The organism is Streptomyces sp. NBC_01335 (genome assembly GCF_035953295.1).
Taxonomy (GTDB): Bacteria; Actinomycetota; Actinomycetes; order Streptomycetales; family Streptomycetaceae; genus Streptomyces.
The window spans coordinates 6,478,836-6,501,358 of sequence record NZ_CP108370.1 but is presented as its reverse complement, the minus strand read 5'-3'; the positions used below and the strand labels follow the sequence as shown (position 1 = coordinate 6,501,358).

Below are 22,523 nucleotides of genomic sequence, written 5' to 3'. Positions count from 1 at the left end.
TCGCGGGCTCCTCCCCTTGTCCGACGCGCGAGGCCGGAAGCGGACCGGGTCGACCGGGACGACGGCCACGCTCCCCGCCGACCGGTCAGCGCAGTCCGAAGCGGTCGGCCCAGGCGGTCATGTCGGCGGCGGACGCGTTGCCTCCGCAGACCACCAGGCCGAACCTGGCGCCCTCGCCGACGCGCTCCAGCACCTGGCGTGCCGCGGGCAGCAGGCATCCCGCGGCGGGCTCGGCCCAGACCTTCGCGTGGTCGGCCAGGTCGAGAACGCCCTGCACGGCCTCGGCGTCGGTCACCGTGAGTACCTCGGTGACCAGCGCCGACACGTGCTCGTAGGTCAGCTGCGAGGCGCTGGGGGCGCTCAAGGTCGAGACGATCGAAGACAGCTCGACCGGCACCGGCCCGCCGGAGGCCAGGGCCGTCGACATGGCTCGCGCGCCTTCGGTCTCCACGCCCCAGATCCGTACACCGGGACGGCGGGCGTGCAGCGCGGTGGCGACCCCGGAGATGAGCCCTCCGCCGCCGATGCTGACGAGTACGTCGGTGAGCTCCCCGGCGTCGTCCGCGAACTCCAGGCCGACCGTGCCCTGCGCCGCGATGACGTCGGGGTCGTCGAAGGGGTGGACCAGGGTGAGTCCCTTGGCCCGGAACTCGTCCACGAGGGCGAACGCGTCGTGCATGGTGTCGGCGAGGACGACGCTCGCCCCGGAGGCCTCGGCGATGTCCACCGCGCGGCCGGGGGCGGACCGCGGCATGACCACGGTCGCCTCGATGCCCAGTGCGCCGGCCATGACCGCGACCGCGATGCCGTGGTTGCCGCCGCTCACCGCCACGACCCCGGCGGCCCGTCGGGTCTCGCCGAGCGTGAGCAGCTTCGCCGTCGCGCCGCGTGCCTTGAAGGAGCCGGTGCGCTGCAGGAGTTCCAGTTTCGCGGTGACCTGCGCGCCCAGGAGCGCGGAGAGCCCGGGGCTCGGCACCGTCGGGGTCCGTACGACATGGCCTGCGATCCGTTCGGCCGCAGCTTCCACGTCCGCGACAGTGATCAGCACGTTCGCCCTCCGTCACATGGTCCGGGCCGGGGTGACCGGGTTCCGCATCCTACGCCGCCCGTACTCCGGTGGGCCCGGTGCCGGTCCGTTCGCCGGGCGGCCCGGCGAACCGGTCCCGTTCGGCCGGTCGCCGTTCGCCGGCCGTCACCCGAACGGCTCAGCCCGGAGAACGGTCCCGGACCACCTGCCCGACCGGCTGCCCGACCGCCTCGGCGGCTGCCTCACCGATCGCCTCCCTGATCCGCCGCCCGAGCCGCTGTTCGTCCGCCGGGGAGCGGCGCAGCACGCCGTTCTCGGCCATCAGGGCGTGGAACTGCTGCTCGGCGTACGGGACGCCGGGAGGCAGCCCCGCGACGTGCCAGTGGACGTGCGCGTTGCCCTCCTGGCTCCCCAGTGAGTACAGGTACGTCCGCTCGGGCGCGGTGACGGCCTCCACGGCCCGCCCCACCAGCCGGACGACCTCCATCAGCCGGTGGAACCCGTCGCGGTCGAGGTCGGCGACCACGTGCTCCAGGTGCGCCTTGGGCGCCACGAGCACCTTCGCCGGGAGGGTCGGCCAGCGGTCCAGGAACGCGATGTGGAGCGCGTCCTCGTACACCACCTCGTGCAGGTACCCCGGTCTCCGGGCCACGGCCGCGCACACGAAGCACGGACCGCTCCGGGCGCGCGCCTCGTACGCCGCCAGGTCGAAGAGTTCGCCCGGCTCCCCCGATCCCTCCGGCTCCTCCGCCGTCATTCGGGCTCCCCGGGCCGTGCGGTGGCCCGTTCCAGGTCGGCCTCGATGGCGGCCTCCAGCTCGGTCATCGTCCGGGCGAACGCGCGCCCGAGGTCCACGCCGTAGAGGCGGGCCAGCACCAGGACGGACCAGAGGCAGTCCGAGAGCTCGTGGGCGAGAGCGTCGTGCGCGGATGTGTCGGGGTAGGGGCGGGCGCCCTCCTCCGCCATGACGAGTTTGGCGAGGTCCCCCACGTCCCCGACGAACCCGAGCATGAACTCCTCCCGGTTCCAGGTACGGCCGCGAGCCGCGAGATTGAGCTGGTCGTACAGCGCGTGGATCCGCATCGCGCGCTCGGTGAGGGCCTTGAGCCCGTCAGCTTCCTGGTCCACGTACGGGCTCTACCCGCCCGTACGTGGACTATCCAGGTCGAGCACCGCCCGGGCGGTCCCGCAACTCGGCGGACCGCGCCAAAGCCGGGACGCGCGGGACACGGGCGCCGCGGTTCCGCCGGCATCCCCGCGCCGGGCGGGTGGCCATGCGTTCATGGAGCGATCGTGCAACCCTGACGGCGGGTCACGTGCACCCCTGGGCGACGGCTCTCTCACGGCGGGGACCCGGAAACCCGGGCGCTCCCGCCCCGGTGCCACGGACGGCCGTGCGACACCTTCGTCACCATTTCACTCGAATGCCCGGCCCGAACGCACGCACATCTCATATCTGAGATAGCGTGCAGCCATGGAAGACGACTACCTCGTACGCATCGGCAAGCTCATCCGTGACGCCCGTCAGCACCGGGGTTGGACACAGACGCAGTTGGCCGAGGCTCTCGCCACCAGCCAGAGCGCCGTCAACCGCATCGAGCGCGGCAACCAGAACATCAGCCTTGAGATGATCGCCCGCATCGGCGAGGCTCTCGACAGCGAGATCGTGTCGCTCGGGTACGCCGGCCCCATGCATCTGCGGGTCGTCGGCGGCCGGCGTCTCTCGGGCGCCATCGACGTCAAGACGAGCAAGAACGCCTGCGTCGCCCTGCTCTGCGGATCCCTCCTCAACAAGGGCCGTACGGTGCTGCGCCGCGTCGCCCGCATCGAAGAGGTCTTCCGGCTCCTGGAGGTCCTCAACTCCATCGGGGTACGCACCCGCTGGATCAACGACGGCGTGGACCTGGAGATCGTGCCGCCCGCGCGGCTGGACATGGAGGCGATCGACGCCGACGCCGCGCGCCGCACCCGCTCGATCATCATGTTCCTGGGCCCGCTGCTGCACCGCATGGACCAGTTCAAGCTGCCGTACGCCGGCGGCTGCGACCTCGGGACGCGCACGATCGAGCCGCACATGATCGCGCTGCGCCGCTTCGGCCTGGAGATCGCCGCGACGGACGGCCTCTACCACGCGCAGATCGACCACACCGTCACCCCCGGCCGCCCCATCGTGCTGACCGAGCGCGGCGACACGGTGACCGAGAACGCGCTCCTCGCCGCCGCCCGGCACGACGGCACCACCGTCATCCGCAACGCCTCCTCCAACTACATGGTCCAGGACCTCTGCTTCTTCCTGGAGACCCTGGGCGTACGGGTGGACGGCGTCGGTACGACGACGCTGACCGTCCACGGCGTGCCGCAGATCGACGTGGACGTCGACTACTCCCCCTCCGAGGACCCGGTCGAGGCGATGAGCCTGCTGGCCGCGGCCGTCGTGACGGAGTCGGAGCTGACGATCCGCCGGGTACCGATCGAGTTCCTGGAGATCGAGCTCGCCGTACTGGAGGAGATGGGCGTGGACTGCGCCCGTACCACCGAGTACGCGGCGGACAACGGCCGCACCCGGCTGGTGGACCTCACCGTGCGGCCCTCCAAGCTGGAGGCGCCGATCGACAAGATCCACCCGATGCCGTTCCCCGGCCTGAACATCGACAACGTGCCGTTCTTCGCGGCCATCGCCGCCTCCGCGCACGGCCAGACGCTGATCCACGACTGGGTCTACGACAACCGCGCCATCTACCTGACCGACCTCAACCGCCTCGGCGGCCGTCTCCAGCTCCTTGACCCGCACCGCGTCCTCGTCGAGGGCCCGACCCGCTGGCGCGCCGCCGAGATGATGTGCCCGCCGGCACTCCGCCCGGCCGTCGTCGTGCTGCTCGCGATGATGGCGGCCGAGGGGACCTCCGTACTCCGCAACGTCTATGTGATCAACCGCGGTTACGAGGACCTGGCGGAGCGGCTCAACTCGGTGGGGGCGCAGATCGAGATCTTCCGGGACATCTGAAAGCCTGCGTAGGTGACACCGTTACACCCCTTCTGACCTGCGAAAATGCGAGTCGAGGTGGGGTGTGACGGAGTCCCTGGGACTTTTCTGGGACTTCGAACCAGGAGCGACGGCTTCCGTGCGCCGTGCTCTTCACGTGATGAGTCATCGGAAAGATGTCGGCCTGATGCGGGGGAAATGCCCAGGTCAGAGACTATTTTTCAGCTCCGTGTGACTGCCTGGAGCGTCAGGGGCCGACAACCACGAACGGGCCGCGAACGCCAGGTCATCCAGCGGGTCCGTCCCCACCAGCACCGGCCGCCGGGTCACACGCCAAGCCCCGCATCATCTGACCGACCGCCTCGACAGCAAGCGAGGTCCACGAACGAGGCGCACCTTCCACTCCCCCCATCAGTCGTCACCACCACGCCCGTCTCCGATCAGAAACCCGACCTTGGCCGGCTGCTCTCCGGGTGTTCACCCACCGTCTCCGGGACAGGGCGGCGCGTTCACGCCAATCGCCCCACAGGGGGCAGCTGATTGACCCCGCGACCAGGGGACACTCACGGCGCCGTTCGGCGCGACACGTCTGGATCCAGCCGCATCCGCCATCGCGCGTTAGTTCGATCCGCTTTTGGATCAACCATCACCCTGACTCTGTCCACGACTTACTCACGGGTGATGCACTGTGCGCTCACAAGCGCGAAGACTCCTCACGACGCTCCTGGCTCTGGCTCTCCTGGCCGTCGCAGGGGTCATCCCCTCCTGGGCATCCCCCGGAGGCCAACAGACCTCCTTACCCCCATCGGCTGTCATACGGACGGCAGCGGCGAGAACCGCTTCGGATCTCCCGAAGCCGCCCAAGGCCATGACGCTGGCCGAGAGGCGCCAGCAGGTGAAGCGGGACCGGGGCGAGCTGTCGCCCATGCACAGCTACATGGCCCCGCGCGCAGAAAGGCCGTCCGGTACACCGCACCCCCGTCCCGCCGAGCCCGCCGGCCGCGGCCCGGCCGCGGGCGGATCGGCTTCCTCGCTCAGCGCGCAGGCCATGGGGAACCCGACGTGGGTCAGCGCCTACGCCACCGCCTACCCGGCGATGCTGTCGATCGGCGGGCAGTTACAGCTGCCTGCGGGCTCGACGGCGTCCTCGGTGTCCGGGATGTGGCTCTACGTCATCGACGAGGCCGGGAACTTCGTCCTCCAGCAGGAGATCAAGCGCACCACCAGCGATCCGACAGGCCGGTTCCTCGACAACGGCGTCTGGTGCTACGGATGGTGGCCGAGCAACTCCTACCCGGCCGACCAGTGCTTCTGGTGGAGCGGCAGCACGCTCGGGGGACACCTCGAAGACGGTAAGAAGTACTACTCGTGGATCTTCCTCACCGGCACCGATGGTTCTTCGAGTCCGGGGGGAACCACCTCTCCCCTGGTGGAAGCCTTCTACACGCCCGACATTCCCGGAGCGCAGGCGGGCATCTGCACCTGCTACGCACAGGCCGACCGTGCGGACCCGGTCAACACGGCGACCGGCATGTTCTTCGAGCAGCTCACCGACGCCTCGCTCACCGGCCCCGGCGTGCCCCTCGCCCTGGAGCGGACGTACCGCTCCGACTCGGCCACGGCCGGCCTGCTGGGCCGCGGCTGGGCGACACCGTTCGACTCGAAACTGACGGTCGCGACGGGGAAGGTCACGTACCGGGCGGACGACGGGGCGTCGTTCGTGTTCACCCAGAACAGCGACGGAACGTACAAAGCCCCGGCCGGGTCGGCGGCCAAGCTGGCCAAGGGCACCAGTGACTACACCCTGACCACGCCCGACCACACCAAGCGGACCTACACCGGCGCCGGTCAGCTCACCACGGTCGTCGACAAGGCCGGGAAGGGGCTGAGCCTGACCTACGCGTCCGGCAGGCTCGCCACCGTCAAGGACGCCGCCGGGCGCACGACGACGTTCACGGTCGGCACCGACGGGCTGCTGACCAAGGTGGCCCTGCCGGACGCGACATCGGTGTCCTACGGCTACACCGGCGGTCTGCTGACCTCGGTGACCGACCCCGCCGGAAAGCCGTCTTCCTACACGTACGGCACCGACAAGCGGCTGTCCTCGTACACCGACCCTGCGGGCGGCAAGGTCGGCAACGTCTACGACACCGCGGGCAGAATCACCTCCCAGACCGACCAGAACAACAAGACGACGACGTTCACCTGGGACGGCAGTCGCGAGTCGCACACCACGGCGCCCGACGGCGGCGTGTGGACCGACGTGTACTCGGGCAACGTCCTCATGTCGACGATCGACCCGTACGGCAAGACCATCACCTACGACTACGACCGCTACCTGCGGCCCGTAGGCATCACCGACCAGCGCGGCAACACCACGTCGATGACGTACGACAGCGCCGGCCGCATGCTCACCCGAAGTTCACCCGCGGGCCTCGGCTACCAGGAGGTCTGGACGTATGACACGTCGGGCAACATCACCAGCCACACCGACGGCCGCGGCTACAAGACCACCTATGCGTACAACACGTCCAACCAGCTGACGACGACCACCGACCCGCTCGGCGGCGTCACCGCTTACACGTACACGGCGCTCGGCGCCATCCAGACAGTGAAGACGCCGCGAGGCAAGGTCACCACCTACGGCTACGACACAGCCGGCAACCGGACATCGGTGACCACACCCCTGGGTGAAAAGGCGACGTTCACCTACGACGCGGCCGGACGGATCCTGACCAAGACGGACCCGCGTGGCAACGTCGCCGGCGCCGATCCGGCCGCCTACACGACGGCGTACGCCTACGACGGGCGGGGGCTGCTCAGCTCGGCCACCGACCCGCTGGGCCGCACCACGACCTACACCTACAACGGCGCGGAACAGCTTCTCACCGCGAAGAACCCCGACGGCGAGACCACGGCATTCGCATACGACGATGCCGGGCACCTGACCAGGGCGACGGACGCAGTGGGCAAGTTCGTCACCCGCACCTACAGCGCCGCCGGCCACCTCGCCTCCGAGACGAACGCTGCCGGCAACAAGACCACCTACACGTACGACAAGGTGGGCCGCCTGCTCACCAGCGTCTCCCCGCGCGGCAACGTCACAGGCAATGACCCGGCCGCATACACGACGAGCTACGCCTACGACGCGGCCGGCAACAGCACCAAGGTCACCGGTCCCACCGGCGCGTTCACCACCACGACGTACGACGCGATCAACCGGCCGCTGGTAAACACCGACCAGTTGGGAAACACCACCGGCTACACCTACGACGCCAACGACAACGTCACCAAGGTCACCGACGCCGCGGGCAGGACGACCCTCTCCGTCTACGACAAGAACAATCGGCTGACCAGCAGCACCAACCAGCTGAGCAAGACCACCACCTACACCTATGACGCCGACGGACACCTGCTCAGCAGCACCTCGCCCCTGGGCAACAAGGGCACCTGGACCTACGACGACGACGGCCGCCAGGCCACCGCCGTCGACCCACGCGGCCACGCAACAGGCGCCTCCCCCACCGAGTACACCACCACCTACGACTACGACCCTGCCGGCAACCCGACCGCTGTCACCGACCCGCTCGGCAACGTAACCAGGACCGAATACGACGCCGTCGGCAACGTCACCCGGACCACGGACGCCGACCAGCGAGCCACCACCTACCTCTACGACAAGCTCGACCAGCTGACCACCGTCACCGCCCCCGGCGGTGCGGCCACCACCTACGGCTACGACGCGGTCGGCAACATGACCGAACGCACCGACGCCAACGACCATGTCACCACTTACGGACACGACGCGGCGCACCGCTTGACGTCGGTCACCGACCCGCTGGACCGGGCGACGACGTACGCGTACGACGCGGACAGCAATCCGGTGAAGGTGACAACGCCCCGCGGCTCCACCACGAGGACGTACGACGTCCGCGGCCTGGCCACCAAGATCGACTACTCGGATGCCACGCCGGACGTCACCCTCGGCTACGACGACGCCGGACGGATGACCGCCCGCGCCAACGCGAAGATCTCCGAGGACTTCGTCTACAACGCGGTCGGCGACCTCACCAAGACCCGGGGCTTCGCCTACACCTACGACGCCGCCGGGCAGATGCTCACCCGTAAGTACTCCGACGGCAACACCATCGGCTACACCTACGACAACGACGGCCGCACCGCCACGATGACGGCCGACGGCGCCACCACGACCTACACCTCCGACGCTGCGGGCAACCTCACCAAGACAGCGCTGCCCAACACGGAGACCGAGGAACGCACCTACGACCGGGCGGGACGCGTCACCGCCGTCACCGCCGCCAAGGCAGGCACGACGGTCACCAAGACCGCCCTGACCCTCTCGGCGGCCGGCCTGCCCACCCGCGTCGACGTGACCCGCGCCGGAGTCGGCACCGGCGGCTACGACCAGACCTACGACACTGCGGGCCGCCTCACCTCCGGCTGCTACCCGCAGCCCTGGGTCACCGGGTGCGCCGCGACCCGCACCACGTCCTACACCTACGACAAGGTCGGCAACCGCCTGACCTCCACCCTCGGCGCCACGTCCACCAGCTACGCCTACGACGACGCCGACCAGCTCACGTCCACCGCCGCCGGGACCAGCACCACCGCATACGAATACGACGCGGAAGGCAACCAGACAAAAGCCGGCGCCGACACCTTCACCTACGACCTGGCCGGGCAGATCTCCGCCGCCACCGTCGCGGGCACCAGCTACACCTACGACCACGATGCCAGCGGCAACCAGGTCGCCACACTCAAGGACGGCGCGGTCACCAGCCGCACCCAGTGGGACCCCAACGCACCCCTGCCGATCCTCGCCACCGAGTACGACAGCGCCTGGGCCATCAAACAGTCCTACCGCTACGACCCGATCGGCCAGCCCGCAGCCACCAAAACCGGCACGGGCGCGGTCTTCTACTACCACCACGACACCCAGGGCTCCCCGCTCGACGTAACCAGCAGCACCGGCACCCTCCACCAGCGCTGGGCCTACGACCCCTACGGCACCCGCGTCCTGGGCACCGTCACCACCGGCGCCCCCGCGAGCACGCCCACCTACACCGGCGCCCGCTACGAGACCACCACCGGCAACATCGACCTCCACGCCCGCCAATACACCCCGGCCACCGGCCGCTTCACCAGCGCCGACCCGGCGACCCGCAGCACCGCAACCCCCTACGTGTCCCCGTACGCCTACGCCGACGGCCAGCCCACCCTCCTGACCGACCGGAGCGGCCTGACCCCTGAGGACCCGAACGACAGCGTCGACGGCATCGGCGACGTGCTGGGCATTTTCGGCGATGCTTTCGTCGACGTCGTCAAGTCACCATTCGTGTTCCTCGGAGACGCGCAGGACGCGTTCACCGGCGAGAACGGCGGCGCCGGCGCCTTCCTCGACAAGTACCTCCCCGTCCGCCCCGCCTACCGCCTCTACCGCGCCGAGTACATGCTCCGCCAGCAAGGCTGCGACGCACTCGCCGACCTCTACGCCGAAGCAGCCGACGAACTCACCCAGCAGATTGCCGTCACCGGACTCGGAGGACTGACCGGGTGGCGCAAGGCGGCGGTCAGCCCGGGCGGAGGCCGCTACCACGGGGAGCCCGATTCCACGCGATTCGGCCTTCCCTACTACACGCCCGAGACGCCGTCCTCGCGGCAGCGCATCAACCCGGAGGGCGGCAGGATGAACTGTGGGCTGTGCGCTACAGCGGGTGAGGATCTCATGGCAGGCCGCAACCCGAACTCCGTTCCCGGGGCCGACCGGCCCATGACCAGGGCTGAGGTGTCGGCAGCCACAGGTCTCCCGTTCCGCAGCGTCGGGGGCTTGAATGTCATCGTCAGCGACATGCTGCGCTGGGGCCCGGGAGCACGTGCAATCGTGGGGGCCTGGCCGCAGAAGGGGCTCGGCCATTACTTCAACGTCGCCAATATCGACGGCAAGGTGGTATTCCTCGACTTCCAGTCAGGCAAGGCCAACCCAGCCGCGAGCAGGTACCGCAACTACTACATCATGAGGACCAACTGACATGCTCGACAGGGAACAGGCCGAGCGCAGAGCCGCAGAGTTCCTCGAAAGCGAAAGCCGGTCCTGGGGGCCTTCCTCCTCCGTCCGGATCATCTCCGAGTACTGCTTCACCGACGGGGGACAGTTCATCGCACCCTACGACCACGTCGAGTACCTCGACCACGGACGCGAGGACATGCAACTGGGCGGAAACCTACCGATCGCGGTCGACCTGACCACCGCGTCCTGCCGTTTCATCGACTGGGAGGAGGCGGACGCCTTTATGGAGCGCGACCTCCTCTGACCTCGGGCTTTCACTTGGGGTCCGTCCGAATCATGGGCGGTAACGCGAAAGTGCCTTCTGCGCTGGGACGATGAACCTTGTCGAGGGTTCTGTCGGTCCAGGTGGAAGGCACTTTCTGCGTGCAGGGTATCGGTTCTCGTCGCAGGCTTCATGTCTCGGCCGACGGCGCCGGGATGGTCGGGCATGCCGGGGCACGGTTGCTGGCTGATCTCGCCGATGTCACCGGACTGACCAGCGCGTACTCCACCGCGCTGAGACCGCTCCGGCCACGAGGCACCGGTCATGACCCGGGCCGGATCGCCACCGACCTCGCTGTGACGGTGGCTGACGGCGGTCAGACCATCGATCGTTCCTGCAGGTCGGCTGAGCGACTGGTCTCTTCCGGGACATTTAACACGACGATGCCGCCGCACCCCGCCTGACCTGCCATTTAGCGAGTCAGGGAGGGGTGCGGCGGCATGTCTGGGACTTCTCTGGGACTTTGGGCCTGCGGCGGGCTACGAGCCACGGTCCCAGCGGACCGGTCGCGGCTACGCGAAGATCGCGTCGATGGCGGCGCTACCCCGTGCGCCGGCGCGGGGCAGGAAGTGGGAGTACTTCCGCAGCGTGAACCCGGGATCGGAGTGCCCCAGCCAGCGTGCCAGGGAGACAACCGATTCGCCAGCCTCCAGTTCCTCGGAGGTGAAGAAGTGGCGCAGGGCGTGGAAGCCGTGCTCCCGGGACGGCTCCCACACGCGAGCACCGTCTGCGCTTCCCTCGTCCAGCGCGGCGATCACACCTGCTGCGGCCAGAGCAGGCTTCCACACGTAGGAGTTGAAGTAGTTCCGGTTGATGGCCTTCCGCTCGCGTCCCGTCACCAGGAGGCTGTAGGTTCTCGGCCGTCGGTGCTTGGCCTCCACCGGTGTCTCGGCCGGAGTCGGGTCGTCCCAGGGCAGCGTGACCGGCATCGGCGCGAACTGCTCCATGTGCTGCCGGATGGCCCGGGCCACGCTGGCCGGCAGCGGCACGTCCCGGACCTTGCGGCCCTTTGGAAGCGCGAAGCACAGTTTCGCTCGCACCATCTTGATCTGCCGCCGAACATGGACGACTTCTTTCTCGAAGTCGACGTCGTCCGCTGAGAGACCGAGCGCTTTCCCTTGGCGGAGCCCGAGACCTGCTCCGATCACGAGGAGGATCCGGTAGCGGTCCGGCAGGACCTCCCGTACCGCCAGGACCCGTTCGGGCGGCCACGCCTCAACCCTGCCAGGGGCCGCGGGCGGAGGCCCGACCGTGCTGGACCGGCATGGGTTTCGTCCGAGGCGACGGTCCTCGACCGCAGCCTGGAGGACGCTGGAGAGCGTCGCCCAGACCAGACGGATCGAGGTCGGACCGAGGTCCTTCTCCAGCCGCTTCTTCCAGTGTCGCAGGATTTCCGTCCCGATGGCGTTGAGCGGCTGAGCACCCAGGTGGGGAACGATGTGGCGGCGTACCCTCTGCTCAATCCGCTCGATCGTGGACGGGTCACCGCTCTGGGTGGGCCACCAGTGGGTCGCGATGTAGTCCTTGAGGGAGATGGCCCCGTCGCGGGGATCGACGAACTCGCCTCGGCGTGCATCGGTCTGGGCCTGGGCGAGCCAGGTCTTGGCGTCCTGAAGTGCGTCGAAGGAACGGTCCTTGACGCCGGGGATGCCCTTGGCTCGGTAGCGGGTGCACTTGCCGTACATGGCGGTGCGGTCGCGTTTGCCGGTTTTCGGGTTCGGGCGTTTTTTCAGCCATCGGTCTTCTATGTAGCCGGCCAGCTGGAACTCCTTTGTGATGAGGGTGACCGCAGCGTTCCACGGCGCAGGAGGCCGTATCAGGCGGTGGTAAAGCGGGCGGAACGCCCCTGCGGCCGGACGCTGAGTGGGTTGAGGGCGGGGTTGGAGCGGGAGTCGGCCTGCTCCTGTTCGCGGACCCAGGCGTCGAGGGCTTCCACTCGGTACATGACGCGACCGCGGGGGCCCATGCGGAAGCTCGGCGGTCCCTGACGGCGGTGGCGCCAGACGTAAAGGGTGTGGGGTGAGAGGCCCAGGTAATCGGCGGCGTCCTTCACGGTCAGGAAAGCCGTGCGTACCGCCGTGGAGGAAGCAGTGGGGGCAGGCAAGGGTCGTGCAGGCATCTGGGGTTCTCTGTGAGGGACGGGAGAGACGAGCCCGGCTGGGCGGAAACCGTTGTTCCGCCCAGCCGTTGCCTGTCGTGAGGCAGGATAGAATCGCGGACAAGCCGCGACCCGGTGTGCCGCTACTGACGCCGTACGGCCGAGGTCGGCTGGCTCGGCAGGGCAGGAAGAGCCAAGGCGGCTTCGAGTCGATCCCAAGGGATTTCGTCCCGTGTCGGCATGTGAAGGCAGTCCGCGAAGCGTTCGGTGAGGCGAGGAGCGCTCATTCCCACGCATTCGGCCACCGCAAGGATGTGCGCCGCCGTCTGGTCGCCGTTCTTCAGCCACGCCGCGATGCGCGCGTCACGGAGAGCCGATAAATGCCTACCGAGCGACGAGTCGAGTTCATGCGTCTGCAGAACTGCCGCCCGCGCTTGCCGCCAAACCTTCCGGTAGACCTCGGCGGTCAGCGGCCGTCCATCGTCGAGAACGAATGTCGCGTCATCAGGGCCGAGACCGCGCCGGATGGTCTCCTCCTTCAGAATCGCCGCCAAATCGCGGCAGACGGGAACACGCCGTACCGCACCCGCGTGCTCCGAATCCTTCTCGCGGCGCTCTTGAGCCTGAGAGTGGACCAAAAGCCAACCGGCGCCGTCTTCTGCGAGTTCCACCTCGCGAACACGCAGCGCCAGGGCTCCCTCCGGGCTCAGCGCCGCGAGAGCGATGGAGGCCAGGAAGGCCCGCAGAACGAGGCCGCTCTGTGGCTGTTCGCCAGCCCAGTCCAGGATCGCGAAGCACTGCCGATCGGAAAGATGAAACGTTCCTTCACCAACAACTGCGGCCACGGGAAATCTCCTTGAAGTGAGGTGTGGGGATAGACACAGCCGTTCGGCCATCGCACACAGAACGCACGGCGACCGGACTTCTCCAATGGTCCGGAGAACCGCCGGTTTGGCTAACCGGCGATCGTCGGCTATGTTGCCCCGCTCACGCACGCACTCTTCCGCGAGCTGATCTAGGTTCGCTTCCTTCCCCGCACAATTCCAGCCCCTTCCGGGATCAATATGTCTGCCGTCGGCGAACCACACGACAAACCGCCACGCTGGTGCCGAAATCACCAGGATCGACCCATTGAGCACTCGGCCTGAACGGACGAAAACGCTGTGACAGAGCAGGTGCCTTCTTAAGCGCCTGGTGCTTCCGGTTCGATTTCCCGGCACAGGTCGCTTGCGCTGCACGATGATTGTCCGGAAGCCAGCCGACGTGGTCGGCAGCGCGTCGTTCCTACCACTGCCAAGCCGTGCCTGAGCTGCATGCCGCCAAGACTCATCACTCGCTCCCTCGACCTCGCGGACCGTAAACGAATTCGGGACGCTGCAACCGAGAGTGGGGTGCGCCTCCTGGCGCAGGTGAGCCGCCCGGCAGTGCTCGCCGCCTCCCCCCGGCTCCAGTGGATGTATCGAACACGCCAGAGACCGATGCCGAACAGTCACGCACGTTGGAGTGATGGACTAGTACTCCAGCCGTAGATCTTGATCTTCACGGTCGGGCGGTGGCCTGCCTGCGGTAATGGCATAGGCGTGCCCGGGCTTGATGCCGGCGTCGCCAGTGGGACCAGCGCAGACGGTGCGCGAGGTCGTGGATTGGGCGGGTCAGTGCTGCGAACAGGTGCTGGATCTCGTTGCCGGTCAAGGGGATCAGACCGTCAGGGACGGGCCGGGGAGGCTCCCTGAGGTGCTGTGTGGGGCAACAGGGGGCAGCACGGCCCAGCCACGCTCACCGAGAGGCGGCTGAGAACGAAGACGCTCACTGCGAACCTACCCCGCCGCACCCGTCTGACCTGCGACGTTCTACGATGCCTCGTCCTCCGGTGGAAACCGGATCATCGTGCGAAAAGGGAAGTTCATGCACTGGTCCAGCTACGTCAACAGGGCCGCGCTCGGTGCGGCCTCGCTCTGCCTCCTTGCAGGGTGCGCGGCGGAACAGAGCACGGGCGGAGCGTCAAAGAGGCCTGCCTCCTGGACGGACCTACCGGTGCGCACGGGCACACAGGACGTCGTCTACACGAACACCGACCACCAGTCGTTCCCGGCCAGGATCACGGTCAAGAGCTTGGTCCGGGGGTCGGAGAAGGACATGCGCGGGGACGTGGACGAGGGGCTGGACGGCATGGTCCCCCACTACGTCACCCTCAAGATCACCAACACCGGCCGGAAGGAGATCCCCAAGGCCTACATGGTTGGCAGCGACGTCGCCCTGAACGCCACCGACTTCACGCAGGCGGAGAAGGTGTCCGTCAGCGGCGGCCGGCCTGGCGGCGGCGACCTGCCCTGTGCGGACACCGCACCGGAGACCCTGGAGCCCGGCAAGTCGTACGACACGTGCCTCACCTACGCGCTGCCCGAGAGCGCCGGTGTGCTGTCGCTGACGCACAGCGCCGACGGATTCCTGGACGCGGGCGGCGCGGTCGCCATCTGGCCCGTGCGCGGTGGTCTCGACGCGGCGTCCGCCGGGCTGGCTGACCCAGGGCAGAAGGTGAGCCTGCGCTGGGACGCACGCGAGGACGGCATCCTTGAACTGCCCGCCACGCTGGTTTCGGTGACTAGGGGCAGCACGGCCGACCTTGCGCGCCTGGACCTCGTCGACCTCAACAAGAACGAACAACGCGGCGTCCCGTACTACGTGGCGGTGACCTACACCAACCCAGGGCCGAGCAACCTGTACCTGGATCAAGCCCACCACGTTTACCTGCTCAGCGAGGGTGGCCGACAGATCCAGGGGAAGATCCCCTTCGGCGTCAAAACGGAGATTCCCGGCTGCCCGGCCGATTGGGTTGCCACGATGGTTTCGCCGGGCGACAGCGTGACGGAGTGCAGCGTCCACATGGTGACGGACGAGAGCGACAAGCCGTTCGCGGTGGGTTTCATGGAGACGGACCGACCTCGGCTGGTGACGTGGCGGGCTCCTCTCAGCTGAGGCGTGAAGATCGACGGCCGACCTGCCACTCCCTCGCCGCGAGCCCGGCCGCAGGCGACGGTCGGCGTGAGAGGGTCGTCGCCGATCACGTAGCAGGTATTTGATGGTGGCCGCCGCCCCCACTCCAACCGGAACCCCCGCCTCGCGGAGGTCGTCCATGTTGAGTCCTCGAATTCCTCGCAGTCGGTGCGCCGTCCAAAGAGAAGGCCGCCTGTCCCATCCAGGTGGTATACATCTACCTCACGACCCTGGGGAGGGGCGTAGAACCGGGGTAGGGGTTCCGACGTGCGCAGGCCGTCGGTCTCATCAGCAGCGCTGCCGGCGCGCAGTGCTTGTGGCTGCGGCAGCACCCGTGTCGTCGGTTCCGGTGTGCTCGTCTCTCTCCGCGGAGTCGTCCTTTCACAGGAGGCCGAATGCACAACCCCGCAATACCCGGGACCCGGCGGTCCCGGAAGATGGCCACGTCGGCGGCGATCGTCTGCGCCGCGCTGATAGTCAGCGGTTCGATGACGATCACCGCGCACGCCGCAGAGAACAACGCCGCCATCCCCGGCGCTGTCGCTCTGCCGCACGGGGCAACCCCGCGCCCCACGTTCAGCGTCCCGGGCCGCGAGAACGCCGTGGCGCCGAAGGCGGGCAACCCGATGGCCCGTTCCGCAGTCGTCACTACGGCCGCCCAGCGTGCCGACTTCGACAGTGATGGCACCGGCGACCTCGCGTACCGCGTGGACTCGGGAGACGTGTGGACCGACTGGAACTACGGCGCCGCCAACGCCCTCTCCGGTGTGAACGGCCAGGTCAAGGATGTACTGCTGCCGGGCGACATGACCGGCGACGGCAAGGCCGACGTGCTGACGGTGACGCCTACCGGTTCGCTCCGGCTCCACAACGGCGCCAACGCGACCAGCGAGAGCGGCCTGAGCTCGTTCACCACGCTCAGCACCGGCTGGCAGGCGTACAACAAGCTCGTCGTCCCCGGTGACCTCAACCACGACGGCGCACCCGACCTGCTCGCGCGCAGCACCGCCGGATTGTTCCTCTTCCCTGGCACGGGAACGAACTTCGGCAAGGGCATCCAGGTCGGCGGCGCAGGCTGGTCTCAGTTCGACCAGCTGGTCGGCGCGGATGACCTCAACGGTGACGGCATCGCCGACCTGTTGGCCCGCAACGCCACCGGGCTCTACCTGTACCCCGGCAACGGCAAGGTCACCGGCTACCCGTTCGGGGCCCAGATCAAGATCGGAGGCGCCGGCTGGTCGCAGTACAACCAGATCACCGGTGGCACCGACTACAACGGCAACGGCACTGCAGACCTCATGACCCGCGGCTACGACGGCAAGCTGTACTTCTACGACGGCAAGGGCAACGGCTTCTTCCAGGACCGTCTGGCCTCTGGCACCGGATGGGCCGAGGTCACCCAGCTCGCCGGAGCCGGCAACAACGCGGCATGGGGCAAGTCCGGCATCTTCGCCCGGACCAGCAACGGCACCCTGTACTACTACCAGGGCACCGGACTCGGGAAGCTCTCGGCGAAATACCTCGAAGGCACCGGCTGGGACCGCTCCGCGATCCGCCTCGCCCACAGTGTCGCGCTCCGGTCCGACGGGTGGTCCACCCTGATCGCGCACACCACGTACGACGGGCACCTGTACAACGCATTCTCGGACAGTGAGAAGTACCTGGCGGCCGGCTCGAAGTCGTACAACCTGATCGTCGGCCCCGGCGACCTGAACGGTGACGGCAAGAGCGACCTGATCGCCCGCAGCTCCACCGCCCTGTACTTCTACGCCGGCAACGGCGACGGTCTCTCCCTGAAGGGCCGTGTCCAGGTCGGCGGCAGCGGCTGGAGCCAGTACAACAAGCTGGTCGGAGCCGGTGACTTCAACCGCGACGGCCGTGCGGACCTTCTGGCCCGCAGCTCCGCTGGGCTGTTCTTCTACCCCGGCACCGGCAAGGCGGCCACGCCGTTCGGTGCCCGTGTCCAGGTCGGCGGCACGGGATGGAGCCAGTACTCCAACCTGGCCGCCCCCGGCGACATCAACGGGGACGGCATCAGCGACCTCCTGGCATCCAACTCCAAGGGCCAGCTGTTCTTCTACGCGGGCACCGGAGTCACCAAGACCCCGTTCAAGGCCCGCGTCCAGATCGGCACCGGGGGCTGGAACCAGTACCCCGACCTAGGCTGATCAGGCCGACTGACTAGGGAGCCGGTCCACACAACAGGGTGTCGCGTGGACCGGCTTCAACCATGCAGCGGGATCGGGTCAGCTGAGTCTAGGGGTTCGCACAGACAGCGCAGGTGGAGCTCCCTCTCAGTGGACGTTATGTCCGATGCTGCTCGGTTCATGGTCGCTCGATCGAGGTACTGATCACCACGTCGCTCACGTGCTGGGCATGTCCATGTTGAGATGCGGGGCATGGGGCGAGAGCCGTACCCCAGCGACTTATCGGATGTGCAGTGGGCGTTGATCGAGCCGATGATCACGGCCTGGAAGCAGGACCGTAGCCAGTACCGGCCGGTTGCTGCCTTGAACGCGCAGCTGAAGGCCAGGCCGTGTGGCCGGGTCTTCGCCATGCGCTCCCACGACCAAATAGGCTTCGGCCCGCCCGACTTGGCAGAGTGCGTCGACCAGAACGCAGCCCACGCGCCTTGCTGGACTACAGAGCTAGAACCGGAGGCAGATGAGAACGCAACCAGCACCGGACAGGATGGGGCGTCGATGCCTCCAAGCCCGACCAGAGGACCGACCTGTCCAAGCGGCGAACTCAGGGCCTAGCGAACGCGCGTGCGGGATTCGACGGCGGACGAGCGGCTACGGAAGGAGGAGAGCTGACTGCGGCCAGGTGTCGCGTGGGAGTGGGTGCGGTTTGCTGTCCACCTCCGGCGACGGTTGTGAGCGTGAGGCCGAACAGAAGCCTGTTCATCTCCTCGCTCGTCAGCCCCAATTCCGCGGCTACGGCGGATGGCCTCACACCCTTTGTGCGCAGCGCCGCGAATACCTTGGTCAGCACCTGCGAAGTTTCCCGCTCCCCCATGCCCTCGGGTTCGGCGGAACGGTATCCCAACCGGCTCAGTTCCGCGCAAGTCGACCTGTACTGCCAGTCCGTGAGCAGGCCCAAATCGTGCAGGCGGTACGTCAGGGCCATGGCGGAGACCTTCCAGATCCGCTTGCCGCGGATGATTTGGTCGACGTGGGCACCCGACGGCATGTGGCCCAGGACGCTTGCCCTGGGCATGAGGAACGCGGATGCGAAGGTGTTCGCCTGGCGTTCGGCTTCGGGACCCGAGCAGGCGTGCTCGCTCCCATGCATCACGAGGTGCCCGAGTTCGTGAGCGGCATCGAAGCGGCCTCGTTCGGCCGATTTCAGGGTGTTGAGGAATACAAAGGGCACGCCTTCACGCCAGACGGCGAACGCGTCGACCTCGGCGTGATCGGGGTCCAGGGAGAACACGCGCACTCCATGGGCTTCCAGGAGGTGCACCATATTGGGTGCCGGCGCTTCCCCAAGTTCCCAGCGTGTGCGGACCATCGCGGCGGCCGTTTCCGGATCCGGCCTGCCCAGAGATGGCACGTCCACGGTTGGAAGGCGGAAGCTCTCGGCGATCCAGGCGTAAAGCGTCGCACCGAGCGTTCCTGCGGCGCGGGCGGCATCCAGCACCCGTGGTGAGGTCTTGCTGCGTGCCCGCCATGAGATTCCATCGGCGGGGAGTTCCTCCAGTGGCGGCCCTTGGAAGAAGGCTGCGGGGAAGTCCAGGACGGATGCCAGCTTGTTCAGGGTGGTGGAGCGCGGAGCGGTTCGCCCGGTTTCGTAGTTCGACAGGCTTTGCAGCGAGATTCCAGACCGGTCCGACAACTGGGCGAGGGTCATCCCTCTGCGCTTGCGTGCCAGTGCGATGCGGGACGGGGTCACCATGTGGGGGCTGCCTCAGCTATCGGTGGTGCCTGGTGGGGGCGGCGGACTCCGACGCCCCCACCATCGGACTCAGCGGAAATCGACAGGGATGTCGATCTCCCCAGGTCCATCATCGTTCAAAGGTTCGATTCCGTCCATCGTCAGCGCGGGAAGCGGAATCCGTCTTCCCCATTCGACCACGAATCCGTCCACGAACCTCTTAGGCCGCGACAGCTCGCAGTCGACGCGCACCGCGTCCCCGACCTTCGTGCGGTACGACAGAAGAAACCATGTCTTCAGCGCGGCGGCTTCCTCCTCGCTGAGCGACACACCCCTGGGCCCTGCGCCCGTCACGAACAGAGCGGTCTGGACGTGTGCCGCCCCCTCGCCCTCATTGGCTTGAGTGACCTGTCCGGTGGCGGTGCCCCGGCGGCGCCCGTTCTTCGGGAACAGGCTCGCCTGGCCGGTGGCGGCGTCACCGACCATGACACCCATCGCCATCGACCGATCGGCGCTGCAGACCAGTTCCAAGCGGCCGTGCACGAGCCGCGCCCACCCCTCGCGCTCGATATGCAGCTCTCGAATGGTGCGCACGTGGGCCTCATAGGCCCTCCGCCCCCCAGTCCCCATCGGGTCGTTGGGGACTGCTGTTCGCCGCGCCGCCTCGCCCGCGCGCAGAACGTCGTGCAGGTACTCCAACCTTGTCCCCATTCCGCCAAGTTGTGCCCGAACATCGTCGGGCTCCAAGGGGGACATCGACAGGGAGAACGGCAAGAGGACCTCCGATACACGGCAGTTGACTGATGGGAACCCTACCTCAGATAAGGGCCCATCTTTATAAGATTTTGCGGCTTCGTCGTTGCGGACTGCGTCACTGGTTGCGAGCGAAGTGACCAGCCGCGACCGAGCAATAGTCAAGACTTGTGGATCAAGTCAGCCTGATTTCTTGAGGTGATGGAGTCGGTGCTGGGCCGCCTTGCGGACTCGGCGGGTCCTCCCGCGTTCTGCGAGTAGTCGCAGGACGTCGGGTGCGGTGACGATCTGTGTGGTCACGGCTGTGCGCTGGAGCCAGTCGGAGGCGTCGGTAAGCTCCTCGGCGGCCCACGGTTCGCCCAGAGCGAGGGTCCTGAGCAGGCACCATTCGAGGAGTCGGGTGGTGAGGAAGTCGTGCTGGTCGATCACCCTGGACATGGCCTGGGCCCATGCCGTGAATGCCGGGTCGGTGAGAAGTTCGGTGGCCCGGCGGTCCATGTGTCGGCTCACCGCGCTGGCGGCCATGGTGGTGTCCTCGTCGCGGAGAACAGCAGCCAGCAGGTCGGCTTCGTCCGCCGCGGCGACGGTCTGCAGGGCCTGCATGTAGTGGGTGAATCGCCGGTGCTCGGCGGGCTCGTCGCTTTGGTGCCGGCTGTTCATGCTGCCTTGCCTTCCGGCCGTTCCATGAGGTGGCCGTTCTCGAAGCGGGCGCCGGCCCGGACGAGGGCGACGAGGTGGGGTGCGGTGACCGCTCGCCAGCGGGCTTGGGCGGATTCCACGAGCTTGAAGACCATCGCGAGGGCGGCGGCCGGGCTGCCGGCACCGCGGGTGACCTTGGTCCGAAGCTTCACCGTGCTGAACGTCGACTCGATCGGATTCGTCGTGCGCAGATGCACCCAATGTTCGGCGGGGAAGTCGTAGAACGCCAGCAGCTCGTCGACCTCGCCGGTGATCTTCTTGGTGGCCTTGGGCCACTTCGCGCCGTACGCCTTCTCGAACGCGGTGACTGCCTTCTCCGCGTGCGCGCGGTCCTCGGCGTTGTAGATCTCCTGCAGGGCCGCCCGTGCTCCGGGCTGCGCGGACTTCGGCAGCGCGTTCATGACGTTCCGCGTCTTGTGAACCCAGCACCTCTGGTGCCTGGCCTGCGGAAACACCTCCGCCAGGGCCCGCCACAATCCCATCGCGCCGTCACCGACGACGAGCATCGGATCCGTCATCCCGCGGCGACGGCAGTCCCGCAGCAGGTCCGCCCAAGACTCGGTGGACTCACGCAGGCCCTCGGCGATCGCGATCAACTCCTTGGTGCCGTCCACCCGCACGCCCATCAGGACCAACAGGCACGAATGCGTCTGCGAGAGCCGGACCTTGGGATGGACACCGTCGGCCCACACGTAGACGTAGTCGGATTCAGCCAGGTCACGGCGCTGGAACTCCGCGTGGTCGGCGGTCCACTGCTTCGTCAGCCGAGTCACCGTGGCCGGCGACAGCCCAGCCGAGGAGCCCAGGAACTGCTCCATCGCGGGCACGAAGTCACCCGAGGACAGGCCGTGCAGATAGAGCAGCGGCAGCACCTCGCTGACCTTCGGGGACTTCCGGCACCACGGCGCGAGGATCTTCGAGGAGAACCGCTTGCGCTCGCCGGTCTCCTCGTCGACCCGCTTGTCGTTCACGCGCGGGACGGCAACCTCGACCCGCCCTGCGGCCGTCGTCACCATCCGCGGCCGGTGCCGGCCGTTGCGGACCACCAGCCGACGGCCGGCACCGTCACGCTGCCCGGCCAGCTCGGCTATGTACTGATCCACCTCCGCCTCCAAGGCGGCGGCCAGCATCCGCCGGGCACCCTCCCGGACGATCTCGTCGATCAGAGAACCGGCCTCGGTGGTGCCGTCCTCGTTGACTACGCTGAGCATGGGCGTGCCTTCCCAACCGACGGTGCAACGTCGGTCTACTCGGTGACCTATCGATCACTCGGGAAGGTACGCCCTTTCACGTTCCAACCCGAGGCCGATCCACAGGTCCTGAGCATTGCTCGCCGCGACCTGCCTTCCGCGAACCTGTGCCCTCCCCGCCACGGCGGAGGGCAGCGGTGCCCATGCGCCCGAGATAGAGGTGCCGTCGCCGGACTAGGAAGACCCGATCACGCCTCCGGCGACTACCTGACGTCGGACACCCGATGGGTTCTGAACCGCTCCTTCTGCCGTTCAGCTGACTCCCGCACGCCTTCCTCGGAGATCGCGTGCCGGGCCCCTCCGCCCTATTGGACGAGGCTATTTCCCTTCCCACCTGGAACGTTATTGATGTGAGAGATGAACAGGCAGCCACCCGCGAACTCTCCGAACTCGGGCCCCAGCTCTTCACCTTCTGGGTCTCGTCCGGCAGCGAGCCGTTTGCCGTCCTCGTCGTAGATGACGCGCTCCTCCTCGGAGGCAGCCGTCCGTACGC

15 protein-coding genes and 2 pseudogenes are annotated in these 22,523 nt (G+C 67.8%); 6 read left to right on the top strand and 11 right to left on the bottom strand.

What is annotated here, in order from left to right; genetic code table 11:
• Nucleotides 1-85: 85 nt before the first annotated feature.
• The 3 genes from OG599_RS27775 to OG599_RS27765 form a co-directional block, all read right to left on the bottom strand.
• The gene (locus tag OG599_RS27775) at nt 86-1,045 is read right to left on the bottom strand and encodes a threonine/serine dehydratase (RefSeq protein WP_327180209.1); all 960 of its coding nucleotides are present in this window, start codon (nt 1,043-1,045) and stop codon (nt 86-88) included.
• A gap of 160 nt (nt 1,046-1,205) precedes the next feature.
• Nucleotides 1,206-1,784 carry an HIT family protein gene (locus tag OG599_RS27770; protein ID WP_327178697.1) on the bottom strand — a complete coding sequence of 193 codons (579 nt, stop codon included), beginning with the start codon at nt 1,782-1,784 and terminating at the stop codon, nt 1,206-1,208.
• Entirely contained in the window at nt 1,781-2,155 is a 375-nt protein-coding gene (locus OG599_RS27765) for a MazG nucleotide pyrophosphohydrolase domain-containing protein (RefSeq protein WP_327178696.1), read from the bottom strand. The genes OG599_RS27770 and OG599_RS27765 overlap by 4 nt, the downstream gene beginning before the upstream one ends.
• 346 nt (nt 2,156-2,501) lie before the next feature.
• On the opposite strand from OG599_RS27765, the gene OG599_RS27760 reads away from it, so the two are divergent.
• From OG599_RS27760 to OG599_RS27745, 4 genes and pseudogenes are all read left to right on the top strand, one after another.
• Entirely contained in the window at nt 2,502-4,031 is a 1,530-nt protein-coding gene (locus OG599_RS27760; RefSeq protein WP_327178695.1) for a helix-turn-helix domain-containing protein, read from the top strand.
• Between the two features lie 847 nt (nt 4,032-4,878).
• Nucleotides 4,879-10,059 carry a DUF6531 domain-containing protein gene (locus OG599_RS27755; RefSeq protein ID WP_327178694.1) on the top strand — a complete coding sequence of 1,727 codons (5,181 nt, stop codon included), beginning with the start codon at nt 4,879-4,881 and terminating at the stop codon, nt 10,057-10,059.
• Nucleotide 10,060: 1 nt separating this feature from the next.
• The gene (locus tag OG599_RS27750; RefSeq protein WP_327178693.1) at nt 10,061-10,342 is read left to right on the top strand and encodes a hypothetical protein; all 282 of its coding nucleotides are present in this window, start codon (nt 10,061-10,063) and stop codon (nt 10,340-10,342) included.
• A 119-nt stretch (nt 10,343-10,461) separates the two neighbouring features.
• Nucleotides 10,462-10,686, top strand: a pseudogene (locus OG599_RS27745) (IS1380 family transposase); the annotation flags it as partial.
• A 186-nt stretch (nt 10,687-10,872) separates the two neighbouring features.
• Here OG599_RS27745 and OG599_RS27740 read toward each other — a convergent pair.
• The 4 genes and pseudogenes from OG599_RS27740 to OG599_RS27725 form a co-directional block, all read right to left on the bottom strand.
• A complete protein-coding gene (locus OG599_RS27740) occupies nt 10,873-12,045 on the bottom strand; it encodes a tyrosine-type recombinase/integrase (protein WP_327178692.1) in 1,173 nt (390 codons plus the stop codon).
• A gap of 131 nt (nt 12,046-12,176) precedes the next feature.
• Entirely contained in the window at nt 12,177-12,479 is a 303-nt protein-coding gene (locus OG599_RS27735; RefSeq protein ID WP_085208889.1) for a helix-turn-helix transcriptional regulator, read from the bottom strand.
• Nucleotides 12,480-12,601: 122 nt separating this feature from the next.
• Entirely contained in the window at nt 12,602-13,303 is a 702-nt protein-coding gene (locus OG599_RS27730) for a hypothetical protein (RefSeq protein ID WP_327178691.1), read from the bottom strand.
• Between the two features lie 694 nt (nt 13,304-13,997).
• Nucleotides 13,998-14,174: pseudogene (locus OG599_RS27725) on the bottom strand (IS701 family transposase); the annotation flags it as partial.
• Between the two features lie 318 nt (nt 14,175-14,492).
• Between OG599_RS27725 and OG599_RS27720 the strand changes: the two are divergent.
• Both OG599_RS27720 and OG599_RS27715 read left to right on the top strand, forming a co-directional pair.
• Complete coding sequence (locus OG599_RS27720; protein ID WP_327178690.1) at nt 14,493-15,434, top strand: hypothetical protein; 942 nt, start codon at nt 14,493-14,495, stop codon at nt 15,432-15,434.
• 413 nt (nt 15,435-15,847) lie between these two features.
• Nucleotides 15,848-17,620, top strand: coding sequence for an FG-GAP repeat domain-containing protein (locus tag OG599_RS27715; RefSeq protein WP_327178689.1), 1,773 nt, complete (start codon nt 15,848-15,850; stop codon nt 17,618-17,620).
• A 580-nt stretch (nt 17,621-18,200) separates the two neighbouring features.
• Here OG599_RS27715 and OG599_RS27705 read toward each other — a convergent pair.
• The 4 genes from OG599_RS27705 to OG599_RS27690 all read right to left on the bottom strand — a co-directional run bounded on the left by OG599_RS27705 (nt 18,201) and on the right by OG599_RS27690 (nt 21,991).
• Nucleotides 18,201-19,349: a helix-turn-helix domain-containing protein gene (locus OG599_RS27705; RefSeq protein WP_327178688.1), complete on the bottom strand. Its 1,149-nt coding sequence runs from the start codon at nt 19,347-19,349 to the stop codon at nt 18,201-18,203.
• 69 nt (nt 19,350-19,418) lie between these two features.
• The gene (locus tag OG599_RS27700; protein WP_327178687.1) at nt 19,419-19,922 is read right to left on the bottom strand and encodes a hypothetical protein; all 504 of its coding nucleotides are present in this window, start codon (nt 19,920-19,922) and stop codon (nt 19,419-19,421) included.
• Between the two features lie 339 nt (nt 19,923-20,261).
• A complete protein-coding gene (locus tag OG599_RS27695) occupies nt 20,262-20,741 on the bottom strand; it encodes a hypothetical protein (protein ID WP_327174239.1) in 480 nt (159 codons plus the stop codon).
• Nucleotides 20,738-21,991 carry an IS256 family transposase gene (locus tag OG599_RS27690; RefSeq protein WP_327174240.1) on the bottom strand — a complete coding sequence of 418 codons (1,254 nt, stop codon included), beginning with the start codon at nt 21,989-21,991 and terminating at the stop codon, nt 20,738-20,740. The genes OG599_RS27695 and OG599_RS27690 overlap by 4 nt, the downstream gene beginning before the upstream one ends.
• Nucleotides 21,992-22,523: the final 532 nt, after the last annotated feature.

Bases quoted from the DNA above. Each gene is read 5' to 3' on its own strand.
- OG599_RS27770 (WP_327178697.1), bottom strand. From the start codon at position 1,784: ATGACGGCGGAGGAGCCGGAGGGATCGGGGGAGCCGGGCGAACTCTTC.
- OG599_RS27760 (WP_327178695.1), top strand. From the start codon at position 2,502: ATGGAAGACGACTACCTCGTACGCATCGGCAAGCTCATCCGTGACGCC.
- OG599_RS27755 (WP_327178694.1), top strand. From the start codon at position 4,879: ATGACGCTGGCCGAGAGGCGCCAGCAGGTGAAGCGGGACCGGGGCGAG.
- OG599_RS27750 (WP_327178693.1), top strand. From the start codon at position 10,061: ATGCTCGACAGGGAACAGGCCGAGCGCAGAGCCGCAGAGTTCCTCGAA.
- OG599_RS27740 (WP_327178692.1), bottom strand. From the start codon at position 12,045: ATGTACGGCAAGTGCACCCGCTACCGAGCCAAGGGCATCCCCGGCGTC.
- OG599_RS27735 (WP_085208889.1), bottom strand. From the start codon at position 12,479: ATGCCTGCACGACCCTTGCCTGCCCCCACTGCTTCCTCCACGGCGGTA.
- OG599_RS27715 (WP_327178689.1), top strand. From the start codon at position 15,848: ATGCACAACCCCGCAATACCCGGGACCCGGCGGTCCCGGAAGATGGCC.
- OG599_RS27705 (WP_327178688.1), bottom strand. From the start codon at position 19,349: ATGGTGACCCCGTCCCGCATCGCACTGGCACGCAAGCGCAGAGGGATG.
- OG599_RS27695 (WP_327174239.1), bottom strand. From the start codon at position 20,741: ATGAACAGCCGGCACCAAAGCGACGAGCCCGCCGAGCACCGGCGATTC.
- OG599_RS27690 (WP_327174240.1), bottom strand. From the start codon at position 21,991: ATGCTCAGCGTAGTCAACGAGGACGGCACCACCGAGGCCGGTTCTCTG.